The organism is Dermacoccus sp. NHGro5, from assembly GCF_017565385.1.
Classification (GTDB): domain Bacteria; phylum Actinomycetota; class Actinomycetes; order Actinomycetales; family Dermatophilaceae; genus Dermacoccus; species Dermacoccus nishinomiyaensis.
Window position 1 is genome coordinate 86,315 of the sequence record NZ_JAGEKQ010000013.1, and the last position, 26,369, is coordinate 112,683.

The following is a 26,369-nucleotide window of genomic DNA, read 5'->3' on the forward strand; positions in this document are numbered from 1 at the left end:
GCTCAGGCGTCGTCGTTCGCGCGGAACCGACGAGCACGGCGGCTCGGAGGCGCACCGTCGGAGTCTGACGTCGCAGGTGTGGCCTGGCGGGGGGCGCGCTCAACGTTCGCAGAGGCGCTCGGCGCCTGCGACGACTCTCCCCGCATCGGGTCGTGCCTCGTCGTGTCGAGAGGGACCCCGGCGTTGCCTCGGTCCACCTGGGGGCCCGCTGCGGGCGTCGATTCGGGTGCGTGAAGAGTGATGTCGGCGAGCTCGTGCGCCGGGGTCAGTGCGGACGCCTCGTCCGACTCGTCCGTGTGTCCGTATCCGTACCCGTAGCCGTATCCATAACCGGCTGTGGCGTAGTTGCCGGCGCCGTAGCCGTAGACCGTGGAACCCATGGATCGCGGCGGGGTCATGTTCAGGATCGAGCCGAAGTAGTGGGCTCCCACCTGATCCAGGATCTTGGTGCACAGAGCGATCTGCTCCTTGTGCGTGGTGCCGTGGTGGTAGACGACGGCCGCACCGCTGGCCGCCACCGACAGCAGACCGGCGTCCGTGACCGGGAGCAGTGGTGGCGCGTCGAGCACCACGAAGTACTCCTCCTCCAGGGCATCAATGACGGCACTCATCCGGCGCGAGCCCAGAAGTTCTGAGGGGTTCGGCGGGATGCGTCCGGACGTGATGATCGACAAGTTCTTGTGGTCGCCGGGCTGGATCGCCTGACGTAGCGAGGCCTGGCCCGTCAACACCTCCGTGAGACCCACGGCGTTGTCCACGTCGAATGTCTCGTGGATCACGGGGCGGCGGAGGTCGGTGTCCACGAGGACGACGTGCTGGCCGGCGGCAGCCAGCACGCGCGCCAGGTTGGACGCGACCGTGGACTTTCCCTCGCTCTGGACGGCCGAGGTGATCACGAGGGATCGGGGTGGCTGCTCAGCCGAGACATACCGCAGATTCGTCCGCAGCATTCGGAAGGCCTCAGACGTGCTGCCGAGCGCCCCCAGGCCTCCCCGACTCTTGGTCTGCAGGTTCTTGGCCTTCGGAATGACTCCCAGGGTGCCCACGCCGGTGACCTTCTCCAGGTCGCTGGTGTGACGAATGCGCGAGTCGAGCTGCTTGCGCAGCACGACCAGGACCGTCCCCGCGACCAGGCCCAGAAAGGCGCCGATGAGAAGGTTGACGGGCCACTTGGGTGACGTCTGCGACGCCGGCAGGCCCGCTCGTGAGAGGGGATAGGCGTCGTACACCGTCGACTTGGCGCCATTGAGGGTCTCGATGTGCTTGATCTCCTGCGAGAGAGCCGCGGGTGCCAGGTTGGCTGCTTGCTGCGCCTTGGCGGCTGAACTCGAGGATGCGGTCAGCGACAGATTCGAGGTGCCCTCAGATCCAGCGCCTGCGAGCACGAAGTCACCAGGCGAGAGGGCCCCCTTGGACAGTGCGACGACGCGGTCGGCGACACCCGATCCTGAGGCCAGCTGGGCGTACGCACCGGAACGCTGGTTGGCCAGTTGCTGGTTGACCATGGCGGCACTCGCATCATTGGAGGCGCCGGCCATGATCTGGGCCGTCGAGGTGGCCTGATACTCGACTGGCCTGGTCAGGGTGTAGCCAGCGGCTACGACGATGCCGAGCAACATGCTGAGCAGCAGCAGTTTGAGGTTCGTCCGAATGATACGAACCAGGTCCAGAATGGTCACGGGTGCTCCTGTCGTCGCCCACGTTGTGCCCCCGTGGCGACGTATCACTGGTGAGAAGGGTCGGGGTCAGTCTAGGACGGCCGTCTGAATGCGGGTGCTTCAAGGCCCGGTTGCGTGTCTCACGTTTGCGCTCGAGGGGGTGGGGGTCACCCGTCGGCCTGATCGCCTGGGGTGTCATCACGCTTGGCCACGATGAGCTGGCCGACCTTGTCGCTCACGAGGCGTCGTGCCTCGACGTCGAGCTGAGCGTCGGTGACGAGCACGTCGACGCGTTCGAGGGGAGCGATGGTCGACAGCCCGACGACGCCCCACTTCGTGTGGTCGGCGACGACGATGACCTTGCGAGCGGCAGCGATGAGAAGACGGTTCGTCTCGGCCTCGAGCAGGTTCGGCGTCGTGAGGCCCGCGTCGAGGTCGATGCCGTGGATCCCGAGGATGAGCGTGTCGACGTGGACGTCGGCCAGCATGCGGTTCGCGACCGGTCCGGCGAGGGCATCGGACGGCGTGCGGACGCCGCCGGTCAGCACGATGTTCTGATCCTCACGCACCGGGTCGTAGAGCAGCTCCGCGACGCGGGGGGAGTTCGTCACGACCGTCAGCCGCTTGACGGGCCGCAGTTCGACGGCGACGGCGTAGGCCGTCGTCCCCGCGCTGACCGCGATCGTCTGGCCGTTGCCGATGAGGCTCGCGGCAGTACGGGCGATCTCCGACTTCTGCACGGGGTTCATCGCCGACTTCACCCAGAAGCCAGGCTCGTCGATGGGGTGATCCCCGACGGCCGTCGCGCCGCCGTGCACCTTGAGTACGAGACCCTTGCCGGCGAGGAACTCGATGTCACGACGGATCGTCATGTCGGAGACACCGAGCCGTTCGACGAGGTCGCTGACGCGCACCCCACCGTCGTCCTCGATGCCGCGCAGGATCGCTTCCTGACGCTGACGTGCGAGCATCCACCCTCCCGATGGTCCGGGGCGCAGCGCGCCCCGCTCGTGCTCGACCGCGGCTCGGAGCGATCGGTCGATTCAACAGAAACCAACATAGACGCAAGTGCGAACCTGTGCGTCGATGCCCGCCCCTCAGGCGGGCGTGAGCCCGCGCCTCAGCCGGCCGGCGTCACCCTTCGAGCCGCCGCGGTGGAGGGCTGGTCGATGATCCGAACGCGCGCGGACGCGTCGGCGGTGTCAGAATGGGGCGCATGTCCGACAACACCTCACCCCTCGTCGCGGGCCAGACCCGCCCGCACATCCTGTCCGGAATGCAGCCGACGTCCGACTCGCTGCATCTCGGCAACTACCTCGGTGCGCAGATCAACTGGGTGAGGATGCAGGAGGGGTTCACGCCGTACTTCTGCGTCGTCGACCTGCACGCGCTCACCGTCAGCCCCGACCCGGCGCTGCTGCGTGAACGCTCCTACGCGACGGCTGCGCAATACCTCGCGGGCGGCGTCGACCCGGCGCGCTCCGCCGTCTTCGTCCAGAGCCACGTGCGCGAGCACACCGAACTGGCGTGGGTGCTCAACTGCATCACCGGCTTCGGTGAGGCGGGGCGCATGACGCAGTTCAAGGACAAGGCCGGCAAACGCGGCAACGACAACACGAGCGTCGGGCTGTTCACCTACCCGATCCTCATGGCCGCGGACATCCTGCTCTATGACGCGCAGTACGTGCCGGTGGGGGAGGACCAGCGTCAGCACCTCGAGCTGACCCGCAACCTCGCGCAGCGCTTCAACTCCCGTTTCGGCGAGACGTTCGTCGTGCCCGAGCCGTACATCCCGGAGGGCACGGCGAGGGTGATGTCGCTGCAGGATCCGACGAAGAAGATGAGCAAGTCGGACGAGAACGCGAACGCCTCGATCAACATGCTCGACGAGACGAAGAAGAACACGAAGAAGATCAAGTCGGCCGTCACCGACCTCGACAACTTCGTGGCGTTCGACGTCGAGAACAAGCCGGGCATCGCGAACCTGCTGCGCATCCACTCGGCCATCTCGGGCGAGTCGATCGAAACCCTCGTCGAACGTTTCGCCGGGGAGAACCGGTACGGCGCGCTCAAGACCGAGGTGGCCGAGGTGGTCGCCTCCGTCCAGGGCCCCTTCCGTGAGCGCTACCTCGAATTCATGGCTGACCGCGGCGAGCTCGACCGCATCCTCGCCGACGGTGCGGCCCGCGCGCGCGAGATCGCCGCGCCGACGCTCGCCCGCGCCTACGACGCCGTCGGCCTGGTGCCGGTGACGCGCTGAGCGGGACGGATCGTGCGCACCGTCGGCGTCAGCATCGCCGTCCCCGAGCCGTACTTCTCGCAGCTGCGCGAGATGCGTCGCGCCGCGGGCGACCCCCAGGCTGACGCGGTGCCGCCGCACGTCACGCTCATGCCGCCGACGGAGGTGGCGGACGGGCTGATCCCCGCGTTCACCACTCACCTGCACGACGTGGCGCGCGACTTCGCGCCCTTCGACATGATCCTGCGCGGCACCGGCACGTTCCGGCCCACCTCTCCGGTCGTCTTCGTCCAGCTCGCGCAGGGCGTCGACTCGTGTGAGCAGCTGGAATCGGCGGTGCGCAGCGGACCCATCGGCCGCGACCTCGAGTTCCGCTACCACCCTCACGTGACGATCGCCCACCACGTCGACGACGGCGCCTTGACGCATGCCTTCGAGGTGAACAAGCACTACGAGGCGGCGTTCACGGTGAGCGAGTTCCACCTCTACTTCCAGGAGGATGACGGCGTGTGGTCGCCCGTCGAGTCGTTCACGCTGCAGGGCCGCGGCTCGGGCGCCGGAGTGTCCTGAACGCGCCTCGAGCGTGAGGCATCTCGCAGCCGGTGGTTAGGTCCTCCTAAGGTCTGTGTGATATGTCACGATTTGCGCACGTTGGGAACACCCGGCCTCCGAGGCGTCGCCCGGACGGCGTAAAGTGCCCTGCGTGGCAACGAATACTCTCCCCGCGAAGCGGACTGGCAAGGCTGGGAGCACCCTCTTCCTGAAGACGCTGATGGCGGGCTCAGGACTCTTCTTTGTGCTCTTCGTTCTTGGGCATATGTACGGAAACCTCAAGCTCCTGTGGGGCGAAGAGACGTTCAACACGTACGCCCATCACCTGCGCACGATCGGCGAGCCCATGCTCCCGCATCGTGGGCTTCTCGACATCATCGAGGTTCTCCTCGTCCTCGCGCTGATCGCGCACGTCTACTCGGCGGTCAAGCTCTGGCAGCGCGCAGGCACGGCGCGCACGCAGCGCTATGCCGTGAAGAAGACGCAGCTCGGCTTCGGTGGGCACGCCGACAAGGCGATGCGTTGGGGCGGGCTGTTCCTGCTCCTGTTCGTCATCTTCCACCTCATCCAGTTCACCCTGCCCAAGGTGAACTTCAACGGTGACGACACGAACAACCCGTACTGGCTCGTCCACGACAGCTTCCGCCTGTGGTGGGTCGCCCTCATCTACATCGCGGCGATGATCGCCCTCGGCATGCACCTCATGCACGGCATCTGGAGCGCGGCGCAGACCCTCGGGTGGACCGGTTCGCCGGCGGCACGCAAGAAGGCCAAGCTCGTGGCGCACCTGACGGCCGCCGTCATCGCCGTCGGCTTCCTCATCCCGCCGCTCGCCGTCCTCTTCCACCTCATCTGACAGGAGACAAGACACCATGAGTACTCCCATGGGTGAAACGGCGCAGAGCGGCTCCGGCGACACGCCGACCGCGACCCAGGAGAAGGGCGGGCGCAACGACGCCCACGCCTTCTTCACCGAGGGCGCGCCGATCAAGGACACCAAGGCTCCCGACGTCGACATCGCGCAGATGTGGACGCAGCACAAGTTCGACGACAAGCTCGTCAACCCCTCGAACCGTCGCAAGCTCGAGGTCATCATCGTCGGCACCGGTCTCGCCGGCGCCTCGGCCGCCGCGACGATGGGTGAGGCCGGGTACAACGTCAAGACGTTCTTCTACCAGGACTCGGCCCGTCGCGCGCACTCGATCGCCGCGCAGGGCGGTATCAACGCCGCGAAGAACTACAACGACGACGGTGACTCCACGTACCGCCTCTTCTACGACACGGTCAAGGGCGGCGACTACCGCAGCCGCGAGACCAACGTCTACCGCCTCGCCGAGGTCAGCACGAACATCATCGACCAGTGCGTCGCCCAGGGTGTTCCGTTCGCGCGTGAGTACGGCGGCTACCTCGACAACCGTTCGTTCGGTGGTGTGCAGGTCGCGCGTACGTTCTACGCCGCGGGTCAGACGGGCCAGCAGCTGCTCATCGGCGCCTACCAGGCCATGGAGCGCCAGGTCGCGAAGGGCACCGTCAAGGAGTACAAGCGCCACGAGATGCTCGAGGTGATCATCAAGGACGGTCGTGCGCGCGGCATCATCACGCGTGACATGGTCACCGGCGCGATCGACACTCACCTCGCCGACGTCGTCGTCCTCGCGACGGGTGGCTACGGCAACGTGTTCTTCCTGTCGACGAACGCGATGGGCTGCAACGTCACCGCGACGTGGCGTGCGCACAAGAAGGGTGCCTACTTCGGCAACCCGTGCTACACGCAGATCCACCCGACCTGCATCCCCGTCTCCGGGGACCACCAGTCGAAGCTGACGCTGATGTCGGAGTCGCTGCGCAACGACGGCCGCATCTGGGTGCCGAAGAACGCAGCCGACTGCGACAAGGACCCGCGCGACATCCCCGAGGAGGCGCGCGACTACTACCTCGAGCGCATCTACCCGGCGTTCGGAAACCTCGTGCCGCGTGACATCGCGTCGCGTCAGGCGAAGAACATGTGTGACGAGGGCCGCGGCGTCGGCCCGCTCGTCGACGAGGTCGACGAGCACGGCAACAAGCGCCAGATGCGTCGCGGTGTCTACCTCGACTTCACCGCCGCCATGGAGCGCATGGGTGAGGCGGCCGTCAAGGAGAAGTACGGCAACCTGTTCGACATGTACGCCCGCATCACCGGTGAGGACCCGTACAAGACGCCGATGCGCATCTATCCGGCCGTGCACTACACGATGGGTGGCCTCTGGGTCGACTACGACCTCGAGACCTCGATCACGGGCCTGTACTGCACGGGTGAGGCGAACTTCTCCGACCACGGTGCCAACCGTCTCGGCGCCAGCTCGCTGATGCAGTGCCTCGCGGACGGCTATTTCGTCCTGCCGAACACGATTCGCAACTACCTCGCCGAGGGGCCGTTCGAGAAGGTCGACGAGAACGACCCGGCCGTCGTCGAGGCGCGCCGCTCGGTCGAGGAGCGCATCGAGAAGTTCTTGTCCATCAACGGAACTCGCACCGTCGACAGCTTCCACAAGGAGCTGGGACGCATCATGTGGGAGTACTGCGGCATGGAGCGTTCGGAGGCCGGCCTCACGAAGGCGATCGGTCTCATCCGCGAGCTCAAGAAGGAGTTCTGGAGCAACGTCCGGGTGCTCGGCGCGGCCGACACTCTCAACCAGTCGCTCGAGAAGGCCGGTCGTGTGGCCGACTTCATCGAGCTGGGCGAGCTCATGTGCATCGACGCGCTGCACCGCCGCGAATCCTGTGGTGGTCACTTCCGCGCGGAGAGCCAGACCGAGGACGGTGAGGCGCTGCGTCACGACGACGAGTTCGCGTACGTCGCTGCCTGGGAGTACGGCGAGGACGGGCTCGCGTCCGAGGATGCCGCCAACACGCCGGTCCTGCACAAGGAGGACCTCGTCTACAAGTTCATCGAACTGAAGCAGCGGAGTTACAAGTGAATCTCACACTCAAGATCTGGCGTCAGGACAACGCGGCCGCCGCTGGGCGTTTCGAGACCTACCCGGTCAAGGACATCAGTGAGGACATGTCGTTCCTCGAGATGCTCGACGTGCTCAACGAGCAGCTCCAGGCTGACGGTATCGAGCCGATCGCGTTCGACTCCGACTGCCGCGAGGGCATCTGTGGCATGTGCGGGCTCATGATCTCGGGCATGGCACATGGCCCCGAGGTCACGACGACGTGCCAGTTGCACATGCGCTCGTTCACGGACGGGGACGAGATCACCGTCGAGCCGTGGCGCGCCGACGCGTTCCCGGTCGTGCGTGACCTCGTCGTCGACCGCAGCGCGTTCGACCGCATCATCCAGTCCGGCGGTTACATCTCCGTCAACACGGGTGCTGCACCGGAGGCTCACAGCCAGCTCGTGCCGAAGCCTCAGGCAGACCGCGCGTTCGAGACGGCGAAGTGCATCGGCTGCGGCGCGTGCGTGGCCGCGTGCCCGAACGCCTCCGGCATGCTCTTCCTGGGCGCGAAGATCACGCACCTCGGTGAGCTGCCGCAGGGCCAGCCGGAGCGCGACGCCCGCGTCGTGTCCATGGTCAACACGCATGACCACGAAGGTTTCGGCGGTTGCACCAACATCGGTGAATGCGCCGCGGCCTGCCCGAAGGAGATCCCGCTCGACGTCATCAGCCAGCTGAACGCCGACTTCCGGACAGCCAGGTCGCGTCACTGACGATCGCCATCTAGATGCCCGAGGAGGGCCCCACTTCGTGCTGGGCGCGGAGCGGGGCCCTCCTGCGTGAAACGAGTGCCTCAGCCTGAGGAATCTGCCGCAATCGCCTGAGGCGTCCACGGGATTCGTGCACCAGTCCATGTGCGCCTGGGGGCATCATGGGCATCGGCTGAGTCAACGTGACGATCATGCCCGGCGAGATCGAGCTCGTCCCTCCTCAATCTGGACCAGAACCACAATCGACCCCACGCCAATCCCCGGCGCCCGCCTCCCGGCGTCGATCGGCTTACTGCAGCCCGTCGGCGGACCCGTATTGCGTGAGGCAATCTCCGATTTCTCCAGCCCCTCGGGGAAGGTGCAGACTTTCGTGGGGCTGGCTTCCCGGCGGCTGGCGAGCGTCATGGGACACACGCCGACCGAGCCGAGCTTCACCCGTTGCCGAACGGCCCGTGAGCTGCACGGTTATGCTCTGCGGGTGACGTCTTCTCCAGCGGCGCGACCCTCCATCAGTGTTCTCACCATCACTTACAACGGAGCCCGCTACCTGCCCACGCTGATGGCCTCCCTCGCGCGACAGGATGCCGATTTCCCTTGGGAGTACGTGGTGGTGGACAACGGTTCGACTGATGGCACCTGGGACGTCGTGAGCGAGCTGGCGCGAACCCTCCCTGCGCCGGTGCGCATGATCGACGGTGGTGCGAAGCCAGGCAACATTCCGTACGTGCGCAACCTTGCGGCTGCATCGGCGCGAGCTGACCACCTCGTGTACTGCGATCAGGACGACATCGTCGAACCGGGCTGGTTGGCGGCGGCGGAGGACGGCTTGCGTCAGCACGAAGCTCTCATGGGCCTCATCCACGACATGACGCCTGTTGATGCTCCCCCCCGCGTCATGAATCCGAGCGTGTACACGGACATGCCCATCGTCGAGTCCTGCAACTTCGCTGTGCGCCGCGCGACGCTCGAGGCTGCAGGCGGATTCGACGAAGATCTAGCAGGGTACGGAATGGATGACTCCGAACTCGCGCTGCGTCTCAGAAAAAAAGGTCATGCAATTGTCGGGTGGCCGTCGATGAGAATTCAAGCCAGACAGACTGTCGGCACGATGAACCGTATACGCAAGGTGTTCAGTTCGGCCCGGACTGAGATGGTCGTCTGGCAGAAGCACGCGGACGTCTACGGTGATCGCAGGAACCGACGCTATCTTTGCAAAGAGACGCGCACGAATCTTCGTACCGGGTGGTTAGCTGTTCGCGGTGGTAGTGGTGTCTCCAAGGACCGGGGTGCTCGGGCGGTCGTCACTTCGGCAGGTCACTTGTATGAGCGCGTTCGGCCCCGAGCGGCTCGCTCGTCCGTCGTCGAGCCTCCCTGCCAGCCCAAAACCAGCGAAAGTTTCGACCACATCGTCATCACGCAATTCTCTGCGGTGTTCGCCCCTGACGCCGAACCCGCATCACAGGAGTGGTGCTGGTACCGGTTGGCGATCTTCCGCAAGCTCCTGTGCCCCAGCATGCGCAGCCAAAGCGGGGCCGCGCCCTTCACGTGGCTCGTGTATTTCGATGAGCGGTGTTCATCGGGGTTCCGTGCCGCCGTGGATGAACTTGCCGCTGGGCTCTTCGTTCCCATCTGGACACATGACGTCTACTGGGACCGCGTCGTGCGCGATGTGGAGAAGCTGAGTACTCGTGAATACCTCATCACGACGCGGGTGGATAGTGACGACGCACTCTCTCGCGGCTTCATCCGAAGCGTGCAGGAAGAGTTTGCCCGCCAGGACCTGCTGTTCGTCACCTTCCCGCGCGGTTTACAACTCGATGACAAGGGCCGGGTGTACTCCTACGACGAACCGTCGGGCCCATTCATGAGCCTCATCGAACGGCGCGGGTCCGAACCGCCGCGCGTCGTGCTCAGCCACGCACACTTCAATCATGGCCTGGTGCGCCGGCATGGCCCGATACGGGAAGTCATCACCGGTGGCCGCCCGATGTGGCTCCAATACATCCACGGGACGAACGTTGCAAATGCCGTCCGGGGGGTAAGGGTGCCAGCCGCGACGCTGTCTCGTTGGTTCGACGTGGAGATGCATGCGAGACCGGACGCCTCATGGCTCATCTTCGCAACGGATCTCGTACGGTCGCACGCGGCGCGCGTGCGGTTCTGGGGCGGGACGCCGTACAACGCTGTGGAGTACGTCGACGCGTTGTTCGATCGTATCCGCGGGACCCATGTCAAGAAGCCTGCGGGGGCGTCCGTCCACGGTCCGCCGTTGCTGAGCGCGCTCGTCAGAAGCCGTAAAGGCGTGAGCATGCTTGTACGACGAGGGGGTAGCTGAAGATGGTCTCGTCCATCAGGCGTCTTGCTCTGCAGACAGGTCCCGGAACCAAACTGCGCCAGCGTTATCGCAGTCTGCGTGCTGTGCAGGTCTTGGGGAATACCGCCCGGGAGCATCCTGAGTACGCGATAGGGCCCATGCCTACGGCAAGATTCGGGTTTTCCATGACGCGGAGCAGCACACGCTCACGATCGGCGACTAATGTTCGCTGGGAGAAGGTTCTGTCTATTGGGTAGGTGGTGGTCACCGCCCGGACTGGGTGATCACATACCCGTTCAACACCCTTGACGCGAGATTCTCAGGAATCCATGGCCATCCGTTGAGCCGTGGGAACGTCGAGGTCGGCAGTGATGTCTGGGTGGGTTTCGAGGCGTTGATCATGTCGGGTGTGACCATCGGCCACGGTGCGGTCGTTGGTGCTCGATCCGTCGTGACGAGGGACATCGAGCCCTATACCATCGTGGCTGGTTCGCGAGCGCGGGTGGTACGTAAGCGCTTCGACGATCGGACGTTAGCGCGTCTACGCGACATCGCTTGGTGGGAGTGGGATGAGGCGGAGGTGTTCGCCGCAGCACCTTTCCTGCAGAATGCTGACATATCGGCCCGTATCGAAGGTGTCGATTCGGGCTCGTAGGGTCCTTCTTCTGCAAGACGGCTGTCTGGTTCGGCTGTTACGCCGCGCGGGAGACCGAGCGGGCCCGGGACCCGGCGATGACGCTCGCGTAGTAGTCGAGCAGACGCTGCGTCATGCCGTTCCAGGAGCGGCCGGCCATCTTGCGCGCGCCCGAGGCGCCCATGCGCTCGCGCATCGCCTCGTCGCTCACGAGCGTCCCGATGCTCTGCCGCAGCGAGCCGGACGCGTCCGGGTTGAACAGCAGACCGGTGACGCCCGGCTTGACGATGTCGAGCGGGCCCCCGGCTGCGGGCGCGACGACGGGCAACCGCGACGCCATCGCCTCTTGCAGCGTCTGTCCGAAGGTCTCCTTCGTGCCCGTGTGGCAGAAGATGTCGAAGCTCGCGTAGCTGTGGGCGAGTGTCGCGCCCTCCTGACGGCCGAGGAAGTGCGCGCGCGGCAGCAGTGCGGCGATCTCATCCCGAGAAGGGCCCTCACCGACCAGCGCGATGCTGATGCCCGGCAGGTCGGCGATCTCGGCGAGGCGGTGCAATTCCTTCTCCGGCGCGAGACGCCCGACGTACCCGACGATCACCTCGCCGTTCGGCGCGAGGCGTGAGCGCAGCTGCGCGACCTGCGGCGAGCGGCGCAGCTCGGGCGAGTAGGTGGCCGTGTCGACGCCGCGCCCCCACAGCGCAACACGCGGCACGCCGTGCGCGGCGAGCTCGGTGATCGCCGCGCTGCTCGGAGCGAGCGTCAGGTCGGCGAGGGAATGCAGGTGACGCACCCAGGTCCACGACGCGCGATGTGCAAGGGGGCCGACGGGCCCACCGTGCTGTGCGACGTAACTGGGCATGTCGGTCTGGTAGATGGCAACCGTGGGGATACCGAGGTTGCGCGCCGCAGCCAACCCTCGCGCGCCGAGGCCGAAGGGTGAGGCGGCATGAACGACGTCCGGAGCGAAATCGCGCAGGATCTGTTCGAGTCTCCGGGTCGGCAGCCCGACACGGAACGCGCGAAGAGTGACGGTCGGCACCGTCGTCACACGAAAGCCGAGGTAATGTGTCGGGGCGGGGGAGGGGCAGATGACGAGAACGTCGTGCCCTCCGGCAGCCGCGAGACAGTCGAGCACCCGGCACACGCTCGTGGTGACGCCGTTGAGCGTCGGCAGGAACGATTCGGTGACGATCGCAATTCGCACGTGCTCAGCACACCCCGCGACGGTGACGCGTGCGCACCCGCGCGATGGCGCCACGCTGAGCGTCAGGTGAACAGCGCGTGGCCCCACGCGAATGCACGCCTCGACCCGCCACGCCCGCCCGGGTGAACTACGGTAAGGGTCATGTCAGACGTGCAGTCGAGCCCGATCGAGGGCTTCTGGGGTGTGATTCCCGCGGGTGGATCGGGAACACGGTTGTGGCCGCTGTCGCGCGCGAACTCGCCGAAGTTCCTGCACGATCTCACCGGGTCGGGGCGCTCGCTGCTGCAGGGGACGGTCGACCGGCTGCAGCCGCTGTGCGGCTCCAACCTCCTCATCGTCACGGGCGCCTCGCACGCCGAGGCCGTGCGTGAGCAGCTGCCCGAGCTCGGCCCGAACGACCTGCTCGTCGAACCCAGCCCGCGCGAGTCGATGCCCGCCATCGGCCTCGCCGCGGCCATGCTCGAACGGCGTGACCCGGACGCCGTGCTCGGCTCGTTCGCCGCCGACCAGGTCGTCGGGGACACGTCCGTGTTCGAGGACACCGTGCGTCAGGCCGTCGAGGTGGCCCGGCAGGGCTACCTCGTCACCGTCGCCATCCGTCCGACATACCCGTCGACCGGCTTCGGGTATATCCGCGCCGGCAGCAACCTCGGCATCGCGGGCGCCCCCGACGCGACCATCGTCAAGGCCTTCGTCGAGAAACCGGACGGCCCGACGGCCCAGGCGTACGTCGCCACCGGCGAATACGCGTGGAACGCCGGCATGTTCGTGGTTCGCGCCGCGACCCTCATGGAGATGATCGAGCACTACCAGCCGCGCCTCGCCGAGTACCTGCGCATCATCGCCGACAACCCGTTCCGCCTGTCGGAGCTGTGGCCGCGCCTGACGAAGATCGCCATCGACAACGCGATCGCCGAGCCCGCCGCCGTCGACGGCCGCGTCGCGACGGTGCCCGGCTCCTTCACGTGGGACGACGTCGGCGACTTCGCCTCACTCGCGTCGCTGCTCGTGGAGTCCGCGGACGCACCCGGCGTCAAGGTGCTCGGCGAGAGCGAACTCGTCGTCATGCAGGACGCGACAGGCGTCGTCGCGCCGCGCTCCGGCCGCACCGTCGTCGCCATGGGCATCGAGGACGTCGTCGTCGTCGACACCGTCGACGCGGTACTCGTCACGACGCGCGAACGAGCGCAGGACGTCAAGAAGATCGTCGAACAACTCAAGCTGAGTGGCCGCGAAGACCTCACCTGAGGTTGACCAAGCTGGAGCACTGAGCTGGGCCAGTCATGTGGTCACCACACCTCATCGAAGCTGGCAGATACCTAGCGGGGGTTATCGAATGGGAATGCGTGTAGCAGTCATGACTTGGAGGGCAAGGGCTGACGCGTTGTTGGGACGCGAATTCACGATCGGAGCTCGGGCCGCAACTGTGCTCGTGAGTGCATCGTTCGTCTTCTTGTGCCTCCCTCGGATCTCGGGATGGACCCTGTCCCATGTCCACAAGGAAGACGGAGTCATATTCCTGCATGACTGGGTGGAGCATGGATGGGGTTCTGTATTCGAGCTGTACACGGGCTACCTTCACGTCGTACCGCGGCTGACCACGGCTTTTGCGGCTTCGTTGCCACCTGAGGCGTTCGCTCCGGTGATTGGTGTTTTGGCCGCGGGGTGGCGCATCTGGCTCGCCACGGTCAGCTACTGGGCGTTCAGATCACTGGACTGGTCACCGAAGAGCAGCGCTGTCGCCGCCTCGATGTTCGTCCTTGTACCGGCAGGGCAGCACGAAGTGCTCGGCAACCTGACCAACGAGCGGTGGTTCTGTGACGCGGGCCTCGTGGTCATCGCGCTCTCACGTCTGACCGGATTGCGCGCAGCATTGGCGAGTGTGACAGGGCTGCTGTGCGCGCTGTCGGATCCGCTGGCCATTGCGTTGATCCCGGTTCTGGCCATGGGCGTGTGGCTGAATCGGGGGCGGGGTTGGCTGGCGCCTCTGACGGCGATCACAGGTGCCCTCATTCACGCGGCAATGCTTGACTCGGGGGCGCGACAAGCTGGTGTATCTGCTTGGCTCCATCTGCCAGGAGAACTCTTGGGTCAGTTCGTGGTGAGAGGGCTTGAGATCCCGCAGTTCGGCGTCACCGGTACGATGGTGGCAAACAAGCTGGCCCCCTGGCCGGTCGTGGCGCTTGGCGTGCTTCTGCCTATTGCCATCCTGCTGAAGTGCCGCGACCGTCGGCTCCTTCTGATGCTTGCCACAGCCTGGTATCTTTTGGCTTGTTCGATCGTCTTCGCGTCACCTCAAGATCTCACCGTCTCAAACTGGTTCGCGGCGGGTCAACCGTCACGGTATTCACTGGTGCCGTCAATTCTTCTCGCCATGGTGGCGGTCGGAGTGGGGAGGCTGCTGTGGGGTCGAGGTCAAAAGACGCTGCCCATCCTCGTGGCGTGCGCGTTCCTCGTTGGCATGATCCTTGATTTTCGCGGGGATCCGCAGAACGCCGAGGGTCCGACATGGGCAAACACCGTTGAGCGAGCACAGACACAGTGTCGTGCTACGCCCCTCGTCGTCACGCCGGTAGAGTTCAACCCGACAAGGCATCCGCAGAAGTGGGAGGCGCCTATCCGCTGCGCGTGGTTGATGCGGTGAGGCTGGTTCCATCGGCGACAATGACGGCATGAACCTCGATCTCGACGCCCTCCGCCGCGCCGCGCTCACCCACGGGTACGAGAAGGCGCTGAGGCCCGCTCTCTTCCGCATCGGCGGGGGAGACGCCGAAGCAGCGCACCACGCGACGATCAAGGCAATGGCGCAACTCGGTGCGCTGCCGGGCAACGGCCTGGCCGTCGACGCCCTCGGCGCCGCGCTCGGTGCGCCGTCGGACCCCGTCACCCTGGCCGGCATCGACTTCCCCGGCCGTGTCGGCCTCGCCGCGGGCGTCGACAAGGACGGCGTCGCCGTCACGTCCTGGCAGGCACTCGGCTTCGGCCATGTCGAGGTCGGCACCGTGACGGCGCACGCGCAGCCCGGCAACCCGACACCGCGCCTGTTCCGCCTCAAGGCGAGCGAGGGCATCATCAACCGGATGGGCTTCAACAACGCCGGCTCCGAAGCGCTCGCCGCCACCCTGCGCGCCGCACGCGCCACGGGGACCGTCAAGATTCCCATCGGTGTGAGCCTCGGCAAGACGAAGACCACACCCGTCGAAGACGCCGTGGGCGACTACCTCACGTCGCTCGGACGCCTGTCGGGCCTCGCCGACTACTTCGCCGTCAACGTCTCGAGCCCCAACACCCCCGGACTGCGCTCGCTGCAGGACAAGGCGCCGCTGCTCGAACTGCTGCAGGCGATCACGACACGCGAGGCGCACCTCGCCGCGCAGCGCGGCACACGCGCGACGCCGGTGTTCGTCAAGATCGCCCCCGATCTCACCGAGGACGCCCTCGAGGACGTGCTCGACGTCGCACACGGCGCTGGAGTCGCCGGCCTCATCGCGACGAACACGACCCTGACGCGCGACGGCGTGGCCCCCTCCGAGCAGCGCCTCGCACACGAGGCCGGCGGCCTGTCCGGCGCGCCCCTGACCCGCCGGGCCCGCGCCGTCGTCGGGTTCCTCGCCGCACGCACCCAACTACCGATCATCGGGGTCGGGGGCGTCATGAACGCCGACGACGGGCTCGCGCTCGTCGACGCCGGAGCCGACCTGGTGCAGGTGTACTCCGGGTTCATCTACCGCGGGCCCGCCCTCGTGCGCGACCTCAACGAAGCACTGCGGATCCGCCGGCGCTGAGCGGGGCGGCCCGCGTCGACGGGCACGCCGCATGGGCCATAGACCGCGGCGGGGACGCCCCACCCCCACGGGCGGACGTGACGCGCGTTACAGTGCCCTCATGAGTGGCGTAGACGATCGCAAGCAGACGACCGAATCGGGTCTCGGCCTCAAACCGGTGTACTCGGCCAACGATCTCGCCGGGTTCGACCCCACGACTCGCCTGGGCGAGCCGGGCTCCTACCCCTTCACGCGCGGCGTCTACCCGTCGATGTACACGGGGCGCCCCTGGACGATGCGTCAGTACGCCGGTTTCGGCACGGCGCGGGAGAGCAACCAGCGTTACCACGAGCTCGTCGCCAACGGCACGGGCGGCTTGTCGGTCGCGTTCGACCTGCCGACGCAGATGGGCTACGACTCCGACGCGGCTCTCGCGCACGGTGAGGTCGGCAAGGTCGGCGTCGCCATCGACTCCCTCGACGACATGCTCGTCCTGTTCGACGGGCTGCCGCTCGACGAGGTCTCGACGTCGATGACGATCAACGCGCCCGCCTCGAGCCTGCTGCTCATGTACCAGCTCGCTGCCGAGCGCCAGGGCATCCCGGGTTCGAAGCTGACGGGCACGATCCAGAACGACGTCCTCAAGGAGTACATCGCCCGCGGCACGTACATCTACCCGCCCGCCGAGTCGCTGCGCCTCATCTCGAACATCTTCGAGTACTGCCACACCGAGATACCCCGCTGGAACACGATCTCCATCTCCGGCTACCACATGGCCGAGGCCGGGGCGACGCCCGCGCAGGAGATCGCCTTCACCCTCGCCAACGCCAAGGAATACGTCCGCGCGGCGCTCGCGGCCGGCCTCGACGTCGACGACTTCGCGCCCCGCCTGTCGTTCTTCTTCGTCGCCCGCACGACGCTGCTCGAAGAGGTCGCCAAGTTCCGTGCGGCGCGCCGCCTCTGGGCGCGCATCATGCGTGAGGAGTTCGGTGCGAAGAACCCCAAGTCGCAGATGCTGCGCTTCCACACCCAGACCGCTGGCGTGCAGCTGACGGCGCAGCAGCCCGAGGTCAACCTCGTGCGCGTCGCGCTGCAGGGCCTCGGCGCCGTCCTCGGCGGCACGCAGAGCCTGCACACCAACAGCTACGACGAAGCCATCGCGCTGCCGACGGCCAAGGCCGCTCGCCTCGCGCTGCGCACCCAGCAGATCCTCGCGTTCGAGACCGACGTGACGAAGACCGTCGACCCGTTCGCCGGCTCCTACGTCGTCGAGTCCATGACGGACGACCTCGAGGAAGAGGCGATGACGCTCATCCAGGCCGTCGAGGACAAGGGCGGGGCGGTGCGCGCCATCGAAGAGGGCTTCCAGAAGAACGAGATCGAGAAGAGCGCCTACGACGTCGCGCTGCAGATCGACTCGGGGGAGCGGGTCGTCGTCGCCGTCAACAAGTACACCCTCGACGAGGAGGAGCCGTACGAGCCGCTGCGCGTCGACCCGGCGATCGAGGCCGAGCAGTGCGAGCGTCTCGCCACGCTGCGGGCAATCCGCGATCAGGGTGCCGTCGACGCGGCGCTGGAGAAGCTGCAGACCGCGGCCTCCGGCGCCGACAACGTCCTGTGGCCGATGCGTGAGGCCCACGCCGTCGGCGCCACCGGCGGCGAGGTGAGCGACGCCCTGCGCGCGGTGTGGGGCAAGTACACGCCGCGCGACGCGTTCTGAGGCATCGCTCGGGCCGGCCGAGGTGAACGAGCGGCGTCGGTGCGCGGCCGCGCGACAATGAGCACGCTCGAGAAATCGTCGATACCTCCGGCCCGGGCTCGGGCCCCCGAACGAGAAGGACGTGGTGGCCCTGAGCTCCCGCAAGTCACCCCTGGCCGGCATGGGGATCGGCCAGAAGATCGCGACGATCGCGCTCGCCGTCCTCGCCGTCATCGCGCTACTCGCTGTCCTCACCGGGCGCGGGGGAGGAGGCGGCTCGAGCAGCTCTCCGTCGTCGAAGTTCTCGCCCGCGACCTACTCGGACGGCCCGTCGTCGTCCGGTGAGAAGTCGGGCGGGGCGAAGTCGGGCGGGGCGGGCCGGGCACCGTCGAGTGCCCCCACATCGGGTGACGGCGATGCCGCCGACGTGGTGCCCGTCGCGCAGCTGCCCGCGCAGGCGCGGGCGACGCTGAAGCTCATCGACGCAGGGGGACCGTTCCCGTACTCGCGTGACGGCATCGTCTTCGCCAACCGTGAGGGCCGCCTGCCCAAGCATCCGCGCGGCTGGTACCACGAGTACACCGTCGAGACGCCGGGGGAATCCGACCGCGGCGCTCGCAGGTTGATCCAAGGCAAGGACGGCACCATCTATTACACGGGCGACCACTACGAGAGCTTCCGGAGGGTGCAGAGATGACGGCTGCGACGGTGCGTGGGCTGATCGAGGCGGGCCAGGGCGGCTGGGTGCCGCGGGGGCTGACAGGCCCGACGTCCGACGAGTTGCGCTCGCTGTGCAAGGACGCGGGGTGGGGCTTCGTCGAGGTGCGCCTCGCCGGGGTGGCGGACAAGCCCGACCTCATGCGCACTCTCGCGCGCCAGCTCGAGCTGCCCGCTTATTTCGGCGGAAACTGGGACGCCCTCGAGGAATGCCTCGGCGACGTCGTCGCGCGCGAGGACGGCATGGTCCTGCGGCTCAAGGGCCTCGGCGCGCTACCCGCGGGCCTGAGCGACCCGCTCGTCGACATCGTCGACGACCTCGTCGAAGATCATGACGGCGCGGGCCGCACGAGCCCGCTCGTCGTCGTCGCCGACCCGCCGTTGCCGCGCTGAGCGGCGCGGCGGGCCCCGGTGAGAACCCACCGCCGGAGGCGGAGCGTGTGCTGTATCTCATCGAGTCGCGGCGGCGCCCAATAACGGTTCGGTCACCTCGGATCGTTGTCGCTTCAACCCGGTGCGCGACCCCGGTAGGCTGAACCGGTCCGGTGGCGTGACGTGCGCCACCTCTGCCAAGACGAAGCCTGTCGTGAGCACGCATCGCGTGCCTGGACGTCGCTCGCCCGCCCCGGGTGCTGACGCACGATGCGGCCTTCGTTCCGATAGACCCAAGGAGTCCCCGTGAAGCGGGTTGTTTCCATCGCTGCCGCCGTCGCCATGACGGCCGGTCTCGCCGCCTGTGGTTCGAACGACAAGTCCTCCGGTTCGTCCTCCGGGGGCACCGACCAGTTCAAGGCCGCCATCGCCTTCGACGTGGGTGGCCGTGGTGACCACTCCTTCAACGACGCCTCCTACCAGGGCCTCGAGGACGCGAAGAAGAAGATCTCGAACCTGTCGATCACGACGGCCGAGGCCTCCGAGTCGGACAACGACCAGGCGCGTGTCAACCGCCTCACGCAGCTCGCCTCCTCGGGCAACAAGGCGATCGTCGCCGTCGGCTTCGTCTACGCGAACGCCGTCGGCCAGGTCGCCAAGAAGTTCCCGAACGTCAAGTTCGCGATCATCGACGACGCGACGCCCGCGTCGGCCGGCTCGAACGTCGAGCAGATCACCTTCAAGGAGAACGAGTCCTCCTACCTCGCCGGTGCCGCGGCCGCCAAGACGAGCAAGACGGGCCACATCGGCTTCGTCGGCGCGCTCAAGGTGCCGCTCATCCAGAAGTTCGAGGCCGGCTACATCGCGGGCGCGAAGAAGGTCAACCCGAACATCAAGGTCGACTCGAAGTACCTCGCCTCCGACGGCAAGGGCTTCAACGACACCCCCGGCGGCAAGGCCGCTGCCGACGCCATGTTCCAGTCCGGCGCCGACATCGTCTTCGCCGCGGCCGGCAAGTCGGGCGACGGCGTCATCTCCTCGGCGCACTCCAAGGGCAAGTGGGCCATCGGCGTCGACTCCGACCAGGCCCTGACGGCTGACAAGTCCGTCGCCGGCTCCGTCCTGACGTCCGCGACGAAGCGCTGCGCGGGCACGGTCGAGGACTTCGTCAACTCGGTCAAGGACGACTCGTTCAAGGGCGGCAACAAGGTCTACGGCCTCAAGGAGGACGGCGTCTCGCTCTCCACGACGGGCAACCACCTGTCCGCCGACACGCTCAAGACCGTCGATGACCTGAAGAAGCAGGTCGTCGACGGCAAGATCACGGTTCCCACGACTCCGTCCAACTGAGTCGCCACCCGGTGAAGGTCCGGCAAGCGGGTGTTCTGCTTGCCGGGCCTTCACGGTTCGAGCAGGAGTGTGCGTCATCGACACCACCGATCCCACGACGACGTCGGCCGCGGCGCCCGACGTCAGCGCGCCCCCGCAGGGGCCCCTCGCCGTCGACCTGCAAGGCATCACGAAGCGATTCCCCGGCGTCGTCGCGAACTCCGACCTGTACCTGCAGGTCGAGCGCGGCACGATCCACGCCATCGTGGGGGAGAACGGTGCCGGCAAGTCGACGCTCATGAAGATCCTCTACGGCGTGCAGAAGCCCGACGAGGGCACGATCCGCATCAACGGCGACGAGGTCTCGTTCTCGTCGCCGAAGGACGCGATCAAGGCCGGCGTCGGCATGGTGTTCCAGCACTTCATGCTCGCGGACAACCTCACCGTCCTCGAAAACGTCGTCCTCGGCGCCGAGAAGCTGCACGGTATCGGGGCGAAGGCGCGCGCGGAGATCACGCGCATCTCGCAGGCCTACGGGCTCGGCGTCCACCCCGACGTGCTCGTCGCCGACCTCGGCGTCGGCGCCCGTCAGCGCGTCGAGATCCTCAAGGTGCTCTACCGCGGGGCGAAGATCCTCATCCTCGACGAGCCGACGGCCGTGCTCGTGCCGCAGGAGGTCGACGAACTGTTCGCGAACCTCGCCGAGATGAAGGCCGAAGGCCTCACGGTGCTGTTCATCTCGCACAAGCTCGACGAGGTGCGCGGCGTCGCCGACGACATCACCGTCATCCGCCGCGGCACGACGATCGACCGCGTCAAGAGCGCGTCGGTGACGAGCAAGCAGCTCGCCGAACTCATGGTCGGCTCGCAGCTGCCCACCCCCGAGACGCAGGAATCGACCGTCACCGACCGCGTCGTCATGCGCCTCGACGGGCTGACGCTCGCCGACCGCGCCGGCGGCCCGGCGCTGCTGTCGAACATCGACCTCGTCATCCGCGCCGGCGAGGTCGTCGGCATCGCCGGTGTCGAGGGCAACGGCCAGGCCGAACTCGTCGAGACGATCCTCGGCATGCGCCGCGCCGACAGCGGCCACGTCGTCATCGGCGACGACGACGTCACGACCTGGCCGACGAAGCAGATCCGCGACAGCGGCGTCGGCTACATCCCCGAGGACCGTCACCGTCACGCGCTGCTGCTCGGTTCGCCGCTGTGGGAGAACCGCATGCTCGGCCACCAGCGACAGGCCCCCGCGAGCAAGGGCTGGCGCCTCACGCCCGGCGCGGCAAAGGAGGACACGCAGCGCATCGTCAGCGAGTACGACGTGCGCACGCCGAGCATCGACGTGACCGCCGGGTCGCTGTCGGGCGGCAACCAGCAGAAGCTCATCTTCGGGCGCGAGATGTCGCACGCACCGCGCGTCCTCGTCGCCGCGCACCCGACGCGCGGTGTCGACGTCGGCGCGCAGGCCGCGATCTGGGATCACATCAAGGACGCACGCCGCGAAGGTCTTGCCGTGCTGCTCATCTCCGCCGACCTCGACGAACTGATCGGCCTGTCCGACACGATCCGAGTCATCCTGCGAGGGCGGCTGTCGGGCGAGTTCGACCCCCATCACGTGACCGCCGAACAGCTCGGCGCCGCGATGACGGGTGCCGGTTCGGACGCGAGCGACTCGAGCGCACCCATTCCCACGACCTCGAAGACCGAGAACACGACCGGCGCCACCGCCGCCGGCACGAGCGAGGACACCGTCCGATGAACTCCACCCTCCGCCGCGTCGGCGTCGCGCTCGCCGCGCCGCTGCTCGCCATTGCCATCGCCGTGGTGCTGACGTCGATCGTCCTGCTCGCGCTCGGAAACTCCGTCGGGCCGGTGTGGCAGGTGTTCCTGTCCTCGCCGATGCCGGGCGTCACCGAGGCGATCATCAACGACACCGCCGTGCTGTACCTGTCGGGCGTCGCCGTCGCCATCGGCTTCCGGATGAACCTGTTCAACATCGGCGTCGACGGCCAGTACCGCGTCGCCGCGTTCGCCGCCGCGCTCTTCGCGGCGCAGGGCTGGCTCCCGGGCTTCCTCAACGTCATCTTCGCGCTGCTGCTCGCGATGCTCGTCGGCGCGGTCTGGGCCGGGATCATCGCCGTGCTCAAGGTGACGCGCGGCGTGTCCGAGGTCATCAGCTCGATCATGCTCAACTCGATCGCGACGGGTGTTGTCGCGTGGCTGCTCAACAAGGTCGCCGATCGCACGCCCGGATCGAACGCCACGGTGACGAAGAGCATCCCCGACAGCTCGCACGTGCCGGCGCTCGCGAACCTGTCCGGTGGGCCGATCTACGGCCTCGGCATCCTCGCCGTCATCGTCGGCCTGGTCTACTGGTTCGTCATCAACCGCACGCGCTTCGGCTTCGACCTGCGCGCGACGGGCACGTCGGAATCCGCGGCCGTCGCGAGCGGTGTCAACGTCAAGCGCATGACGATCTCCGCGATGCTGATGTCGGGCGCCGTCGCCGGTCTCGTCGGCATGCCGCAGCTGTTCGGCCAGGACTACAACTACGGCTCCAACAGCCAGAGCGGTCTCGGCTTCGCGGGCATCGCCGTCGCACTCATCGGACGCAACAACCCGATCGGCATCGCGTTCGGTGCGCTGCTGTGGGCCTACCTCAACGGCCAGTCCGACGCGCTGCAGATCAACGCCGGCGTCAACGCCTCCCTCGTCAACATCATCCAGGGCGTCATGGTGCTCGCCGTCGTCATCGCGTACGAACTCGTGCGCCGCTGGGACAAGAGCATCGAACAGCGCCACGTCGCCGCGGAACTGGCCGCCGGAAACACCGCAGGAGCGAGCGCATGAGCACCGTCGCAACCCGACCCGCGGCAGGGATCACCCACCGTCTCGGTCGCAAGGCCCTGCTGCCGCTCGGCCTGCTCGGCATCCTCGTCGCGCTGTCCGTACTGCGTGTCGCGACGGGCGTCAACGACATCGACTCGGCCAACGCGATCTCCGCGGCCGTCGTCGCCGCCGTCCCGCTGGCGCTGGCGGGCCTCGGTGGTCTGTGGTCAGAGCGCGCGGGCGTCGTCAACATCGGGCTCGAGGGCATGATGATCATGGGCTCCTGGTCGGCGGCATACGCGGCCTACCACTGGGGCGCGTGGGCGGGCGTCATCGCAGCGATCGCCGGCGGCATGCTGTTCGGCGTGCTGCACGCCATCGCGACGGTGTTCTTCGGCGTCGACCAGATCGTCTCCGGTGTCGCGATCAACCTGCTCGGCGCGGGCCTGACGAAGTTCCTCGCCGAACGCTTCTTCTCGAGCCTGCCCGGCGGCGGTGCGACGCAGAGCCCCAGCCTGCCGGACATCGGCACGTTCACCGTGCCCGGTTCGTCAGCGCTGTCGGATCTCGAGGGCAAGCACTGGTTCCTCGTCTCCGACCTCGCCGGCATCCTCGGCGGCCTGTTGACGAACGTGTCGTGGCTGACGCTCATCACCGTCCTGCTCATCGCGGCGACAGCGTACGTGCTGTGGCGCACGCCGTTCGGTCTGCGTCTGCGCAGCTGCGGTGAGGCGCCGCAGGCCGCCGAGACGCTCGGCGTCAACGTCTACCTCTACAAGACGATCGCGGTGCTCGTCTCCGGCGCCCTCGCCGGCCTCGGCGGCGGCTTCCTCGCGATGGTCGCCTCCGACGGCTTCCAGCAGGGCCAGACCGGCGGGCGCGGGTACATCGGTCTCGCCGCGATGATCTTCGGCAACTGGATGCCGCTCGGCACCGCCGTCGGCGCGCTGCTGTTCGGCTACACGCAGGCGCTGCAGCTGCGCGGCGGCGACCAGGTGCATGCGCTGCTGCTGCTCGTCGGCGCGGGCGTCATCGTCGGCGCGATCTGGATGGCGGTGCGTCGTCGCGTGCTGCCGGCGGTGATCCTGGCGGTGACGGCGGTGCTCGTGCTGAGCTGGTACTTCGGTTCGAACACGATCGACCCGAACCTCACGAGCACGGCGCCATACGTCGTGACCCTGCTCGTCATGGCGTTCGCCAGCCAGCACCTTCGCATGCCGGCGGCCGACGGTGACGTCTACCGCAAGGGTGAAGCCGGGTGAGCGAGCACTCACGCGTGACGGCCTCGGCTGCGCAGACACCCGACTGGGCGCACCTGCGCTCCGAGGCCATCGCCGCGTCGCGGCGCGCCTACGTGCCCTACAGCCGGTTCCCGGTCGGCGTCGCCGCGCTCACGACCTCGGGTCGCGTGCTCACCGGCTGCAACGTCGAGAACGCCGCCTATGGCGTCGCGCTGTGCGCCGAGTGCGGGCTCGTGTCGTCACTGTTGAACACGTCTGACCGAGACGGTCTCGGCGGGGGTGTGAACGCTGATGTGGCTGACAACGCGATGGCCGGCGCAGACTGTTCCGACGCCGGCCTGTCTGACGGCGGGGCGGGCCCGGTCGTCGATGCGACTGCGGCGCGCGAGCGGCTCGTCGCGCTGTCGTGCGTCGACGGCAACGGCACCCCGATCACGCCGTGTGGACGCTGCCGTCAGTTGCTGGCCGAGCACGCCGTGGCGCCGTCCGTCGATTCACCTGGCCTGCTCATCGACATGGACGGGCGCGACCCGCTGCCGTTCGTCGAGCTCCTTCCGCACGCGTTCGGTGTCACCAACCTCGACGCCGTCGCCACCTCCGCCACCCAGCTGAAAGGCCAATCATGACCTCCGCTGCCTCCACCCACGAGGCGTTCGACGCCGTCGACCTCATCCGCACGAAGCGCGACCGCGGCACGTTGAGCCGCGACGAGATCGACTGGATCATCGACGCCTACACACGCGGCGCCGTCGCGGACGAGCAGATGTCGGCGATGGCGATGGCGATCCTGCTCAACGGCATGACGCGGGACGAGATCGCACGCTGGACCGCAGCGATGATCGCGAGCGGTGAGCGGATGGACTTCTCGTCCCTGCGCGTGCCCACGGCCGACAAGCACTCGACCGGGGGAGTGGGCGACAAGATCACGCTGCCGCTCGCGCCGCTCGTCGCGGTGTTCGACGTCGCCGTGCCGCAGCTGTCGGGCCGCGGGCTCGGTCACACCGGCGGCACGCTCGACAAGATGGAGGCCATCGCCGGGTGGCGTGCAGGGCTGACGAACGCCGAGATGATGCGTCAGCTCGACGAGGTCGGCGCCGTCATCTGCGCCGCCGGTGACGGGCTGGCACCCGCCGACAAGAAGCTGTACGCGCTGCGTGACGTGACGGGCACCGTCGAGGCCATCCCGCTCATCGCCAGCTCGATCATGAGCAAGAAGATCGCCGAGGGCACCGGCGCGCTCGTGCTCGACGTCAAGGTCGGCTCGGGTGCGTTCATGAAGACGCAGGACGACGCCCGCGAACTGGCGCGCACGATGGTCGACCTCGGCAACGACGCCGGCGTCAACACGGTCGCGCTACTGACCGACATGTCGACGCCGCTCGGGCTGACAGCCGGCAACGCTCTCGAGGTGCGCGAATCGGTCGAGGTGCTCGCCGGAGGCGGCCCGAAGGACGTCGTCGACCTCACGGTGGCACTCGCCGTCGAGATGCTCGCCGGCGCCGGTCGGCCCCAGGACGAAGCGGCCGTACGCGCAGCGCTGAGCGACGGGCGTGCGATGGACGCGTGGCGCCGCATGGTCGCCGCGCAGGGCGGCGACCCCGACGCCGAACTGCCCGTGGCGAAGGAGTCGCACGTCATCACCGCGCCGAGCGACGGCGTGCTGACGCGCCTCGACGCACTCGCCGTCGGCGTCTCGGCGTGGCGACTCGGCGCGGGCCGTGCGCGCAAGGAGGACCCGGTGCAGGCCGGCGCGGGCATCGAACTGCACGCCAAGCCCGGCGAGACCGTCAGCGCCGGCACGCCGCTCATGACGCTGCACACCGACACGCCGGAGCGTTTCGAGCGCGCCGTGGCCGCCCTCGACCGCAGCTACGACATCAGCGCCGACGCCGACGCAGGCTCATCCACGCCGCGCGACATCGTCATCGACCGCATCGCCTGACCCTGCCCCACCTGCGATTTTCGTCCACATCCGCGATTCCTGCCCACCCTTGCGAATCTCGTCCCCATCTCCGATTTTCAGTCACTCTTGCGAGAGTGACCGAAAACCGAAGATGGGGACGAGATGTGCGAATGGGGACGGAAATCGCGAAGGTGGACGCCGCCCTAAGTGCCAGCCTGGTCGT

General features: G+C 67.4%; 22 protein-coding genes. 19 read left to right on the forward strand and 3 right to left on the reverse strand.

The window, feature by feature from the left end; translation table 11 throughout:
- Positions 1-2: 2 nt before the first annotated feature.
- Both J4Z35_RS06945 and J4Z35_RS06950 read right to left on the reverse strand, forming a co-directional pair.
- A complete protein-coding gene (locus J4Z35_RS06945; protein ID WP_006944462.1) occupies positions 3-1,679 on the reverse strand; it encodes a polysaccharide biosynthesis tyrosine autokinase in 1,677 nt (558 codons plus the stop codon).
- A gap of 146 nt (positions 1,680-1,825) precedes the next feature.
- Positions 1,826-2,629 (reverse strand): DeoR/GlpR family DNA-binding transcription regulator, encoded by an 804-nt coding sequence (locus tag J4Z35_RS06950; protein WP_131941380.1) that lies wholly within the window; start codon positions 2,627-2,629, stop codon positions 1,826-1,828.
- 245 nt (positions 2,630-2,874) lie between these two features.
- Between J4Z35_RS06950 and trpS the strand changes: the two genes are divergently transcribed.
- The 7 genes from trpS to J4Z35_RS14725 all read left to right on the forward strand — a co-directional run bounded on the left by trpS (position 2,875) and on the right by J4Z35_RS14725 (position 11,112).
- Positions 2,875-3,918, forward strand: a complete 1,044-nt coding sequence (gene trpS, locus J4Z35_RS06955; RefSeq protein WP_131941377.1) for a tryptophan--tRNA ligase — start codon at positions 2,875-2,877, stop codon at positions 3,916-3,918.
- Positions 3,919-3,930: 12 nt separating this feature from the next.
- Complete coding sequence (locus J4Z35_RS06960; protein ID WP_062258003.1) at positions 3,931-4,467, forward strand: 2'-5' RNA ligase family protein; 537 nt, start codon at positions 3,931-3,933, stop codon at positions 4,465-4,467.
- A 133-nt stretch (positions 4,468-4,600) separates the two neighbouring features.
- Positions 4,601-5,305 carry a succinate dehydrogenase cytochrome b subunit gene (locus J4Z35_RS06965; RefSeq protein ID WP_131941374.1) on the forward strand — a complete coding sequence of 235 codons (705 nt, stop codon included), beginning with the start codon at positions 4,601-4,603 and terminating at the stop codon, positions 5,303-5,305.
- A gap of 169 nt (positions 5,306-5,474) precedes the next feature.
- Positions 5,475-7,409 carry a fumarate reductase/succinate dehydrogenase flavoprotein subunit gene (locus J4Z35_RS06970; protein WP_235006293.1) on the forward strand — a complete coding sequence of 645 codons (1,935 nt, stop codon included), beginning with the start codon at positions 5,475-5,477 and terminating at the stop codon, positions 7,407-7,409.
- Positions 7,406-8,146, forward strand: a complete 741-nt coding sequence (locus tag J4Z35_RS06975) for a succinate dehydrogenase/fumarate reductase iron-sulfur subunit (RefSeq protein ID WP_038569034.1) — start codon at positions 7,406-7,408, stop codon at positions 8,144-8,146. Before J4Z35_RS06970 ends, J4Z35_RS06975 begins: the two co-directional genes overlap by 4 nt.
- Positions 8,147-8,621: 475 nt before the next feature.
- On the forward strand, positions 8,622-10,478 hold the full coding sequence (locus J4Z35_RS06980) for a glycosyltransferase (RefSeq protein ID WP_160126223.1): 1,857 nt from the start codon (positions 8,622-8,624) through the stop codon (positions 10,476-10,478).
- 259 nt (positions 10,479-10,737) lie between these two features.
- Complete coding sequence (locus J4Z35_RS14725; protein WP_286697315.1) at positions 10,738-11,112, forward strand: CatB-related O-acetyltransferase; 375 nt, start codon at positions 10,738-10,740, stop codon at positions 11,110-11,112.
- A 37-nt stretch (positions 11,113-11,149) separates the two neighbouring features.
- Here the strand turns inward: J4Z35_RS14725 and J4Z35_RS06990 are convergent, their stop codons facing one another.
- The gene (locus tag J4Z35_RS06990; RefSeq protein WP_074046563.1) at positions 11,150-12,292 is read right to left on the reverse strand and encodes a glycosyltransferase family 1 protein; all 1,143 of its coding nucleotides are present in this window, start codon (positions 12,290-12,292) and stop codon (positions 11,150-11,152) included.
- Between the two features lie 141 nt (positions 12,293-12,433).
- Here J4Z35_RS06990 and J4Z35_RS06995 point away from each other — a divergent pair, with 141 nt between their 5' ends.
- The 12 genes from J4Z35_RS06995 to J4Z35_RS07050 all read left to right on the forward strand — a co-directional run bounded on the left by J4Z35_RS06995 (position 12,434) and on the right by J4Z35_RS07050 (position 26,185).
- Positions 12,434-13,540: a mannose-1-phosphate guanylyltransferase gene (locus J4Z35_RS06995; RefSeq protein ID WP_131941369.1), complete on the forward strand. Its 1,107-nt coding sequence runs from the start codon at positions 12,434-12,436 to the stop codon at positions 13,538-13,540.
- 184 nt (positions 13,541-13,724) lie between these two features.
- Entirely contained in the window at positions 13,725-14,936 is a 1,212-nt protein-coding gene (locus tag J4Z35_RS07000) for a hypothetical protein (RefSeq protein ID WP_131941366.1), read from the forward strand.
- A gap of 28 nt (positions 14,937-14,964) precedes the next feature.
- Positions 14,965-16,077 (forward strand): quinone-dependent dihydroorotate dehydrogenase, encoded by a 1,113-nt coding sequence (locus J4Z35_RS07005; protein ID WP_131941364.1) that lies wholly within the window; start codon positions 14,965-14,967, stop codon positions 16,075-16,077.
- Positions 16,078-16,177: 100 nt separating this feature from the next.
- Positions 16,178-17,776 (forward strand): methylmalonyl-CoA mutase family protein, encoded by a 1,599-nt coding sequence (locus J4Z35_RS07010; RefSeq protein ID WP_131941362.1) that lies wholly within the window; start codon positions 16,178-16,180, stop codon positions 17,774-17,776.
- 121 nt (positions 17,777-17,897) lie between these two features.
- Positions 17,898-18,452 carry a ribonuclease domain-containing protein gene (locus tag J4Z35_RS07015; RefSeq protein WP_235006193.1) on the forward strand — a complete coding sequence of 185 codons (555 nt, stop codon included), beginning with the start codon at positions 17,898-17,900 and terminating at the stop codon, positions 18,450-18,452.
- The gene (locus J4Z35_RS07020) at positions 18,449-18,865 is read left to right on the forward strand and encodes a barstar family protein (protein WP_115297269.1); all 417 of its coding nucleotides are present in this window, start codon (positions 18,449-18,451) and stop codon (positions 18,863-18,865) included. The genes J4Z35_RS07015 and J4Z35_RS07020 overlap by 4 nt, the downstream gene beginning before the upstream one ends.
- A 285-nt stretch (positions 18,866-19,150) precedes the next feature.
- On the forward strand, positions 19,151-20,194 hold the full coding sequence (locus tag J4Z35_RS07025; protein ID WP_038569024.1) for a BMP family ABC transporter substrate-binding protein: 1,044 nt from the start codon (positions 19,151-19,153) through the stop codon (positions 20,192-20,194).
- A gap of 67 nt (positions 20,195-20,261) precedes the next feature.
- Positions 20,262-21,932: an ABC transporter ATP-binding protein gene (locus J4Z35_RS07030; protein WP_051806040.1), complete on the forward strand. Its 1,671-nt coding sequence runs from the start codon at positions 20,262-20,264 to the stop codon at positions 21,930-21,932.
- Positions 21,929-23,023 carry an ABC transporter permease gene (locus J4Z35_RS07035; protein WP_038569022.1) on the forward strand — a complete coding sequence of 365 codons (1,095 nt, stop codon included), beginning with the start codon at positions 21,929-21,931 and terminating at the stop codon, positions 23,021-23,023. Before J4Z35_RS07030 ends, J4Z35_RS07035 begins: the two co-directional genes overlap by 4 nt.
- Positions 23,020-24,264, forward strand: coding sequence for an ABC transporter permease (locus J4Z35_RS07040; RefSeq protein WP_131941360.1), 1,245 nt, complete (start codon positions 23,020-23,022; stop codon positions 24,262-24,264). Before J4Z35_RS07035 ends, J4Z35_RS07040 begins: the two co-directional genes overlap by 4 nt.
- Before the next feature lie 14 nt (positions 24,265-24,278).
- Positions 24,279-24,869, forward strand: a complete 591-nt coding sequence (locus tag J4Z35_RS07045; protein ID WP_131942057.1) for a cytidine deaminase — start codon at positions 24,279-24,281, stop codon at positions 24,867-24,869.
- The gene (locus tag J4Z35_RS07050) at positions 24,866-26,185 is read left to right on the forward strand and encodes a thymidine phosphorylase (RefSeq protein ID WP_131941358.1); all 1,320 of its coding nucleotides are present in this window, start codon (positions 24,866-24,868) and stop codon (positions 26,183-26,185) included. Before J4Z35_RS07045 ends, J4Z35_RS07050 begins: the two co-directional genes overlap by 4 nt.
- Positions 26,186-26,369 lie beyond the last annotated feature (184 nt).

Coding starts and splice junctions, on each gene's coding strand:
- J4Z35_RS06950 (WP_131941380.1), bottom strand. CDS start 2,629: ATGCTCGCACGTCAGCGTCAGGAAGCGATCCTGCGCGGCATCGAGGAC.
- trpS (WP_131941377.1), top strand. CDS start 2,875: ATGTCCGACAACACCTCACCCCTCGTCGCGGGCCAGACCCGCCCGCAC.
- J4Z35_RS06970 (WP_235006293.1), top strand. CDS start 5,475: ATGTGGACGCAGCACAAGTTCGACGACAAGCTCGTCAACCCCTCGAAC.
- J4Z35_RS06995 (WP_131941369.1), top strand. CDS start 12,434: ATGTCAGACGTGCAGTCGAGCCCGATCGAGGGCTTCTGGGGTGTGATT.
- J4Z35_RS07005 (WP_131941364.1), top strand. CDS start 14,965: ATGAACCTCGATCTCGACGCCCTCCGCCGCGCCGCGCTCACCCACGGG.
- J4Z35_RS07010 (WP_131941362.1), top strand. CDS start 16,178: ATGAGTGGCGTAGACGATCGCAAGCAGACGACCGAATCGGGTCTCGGC.
- J4Z35_RS07020 (WP_115297269.1), top strand. CDS start 18,449: ATGACGGCTGCGACGGTGCGTGGGCTGATCGAGGCGGGCCAGGGCGGC.
- J4Z35_RS07035 (WP_038569022.1), top strand. CDS start 21,929: ATGAACTCCACCCTCCGCCGCGTCGGCGTCGCGCTCGCCGCGCCGCTG.
- J4Z35_RS07040 (WP_131941360.1), top strand. CDS start 23,020: ATGAGCACCGTCGCAACCCGACCCGCGGCAGGGATCACCCACCGTCTC.
- J4Z35_RS07050 (WP_131941358.1), top strand. CDS start 24,866: ATGACCTCCGCTGCCTCCACCCACGAGGCGTTCGACGCCGTCGACCTC.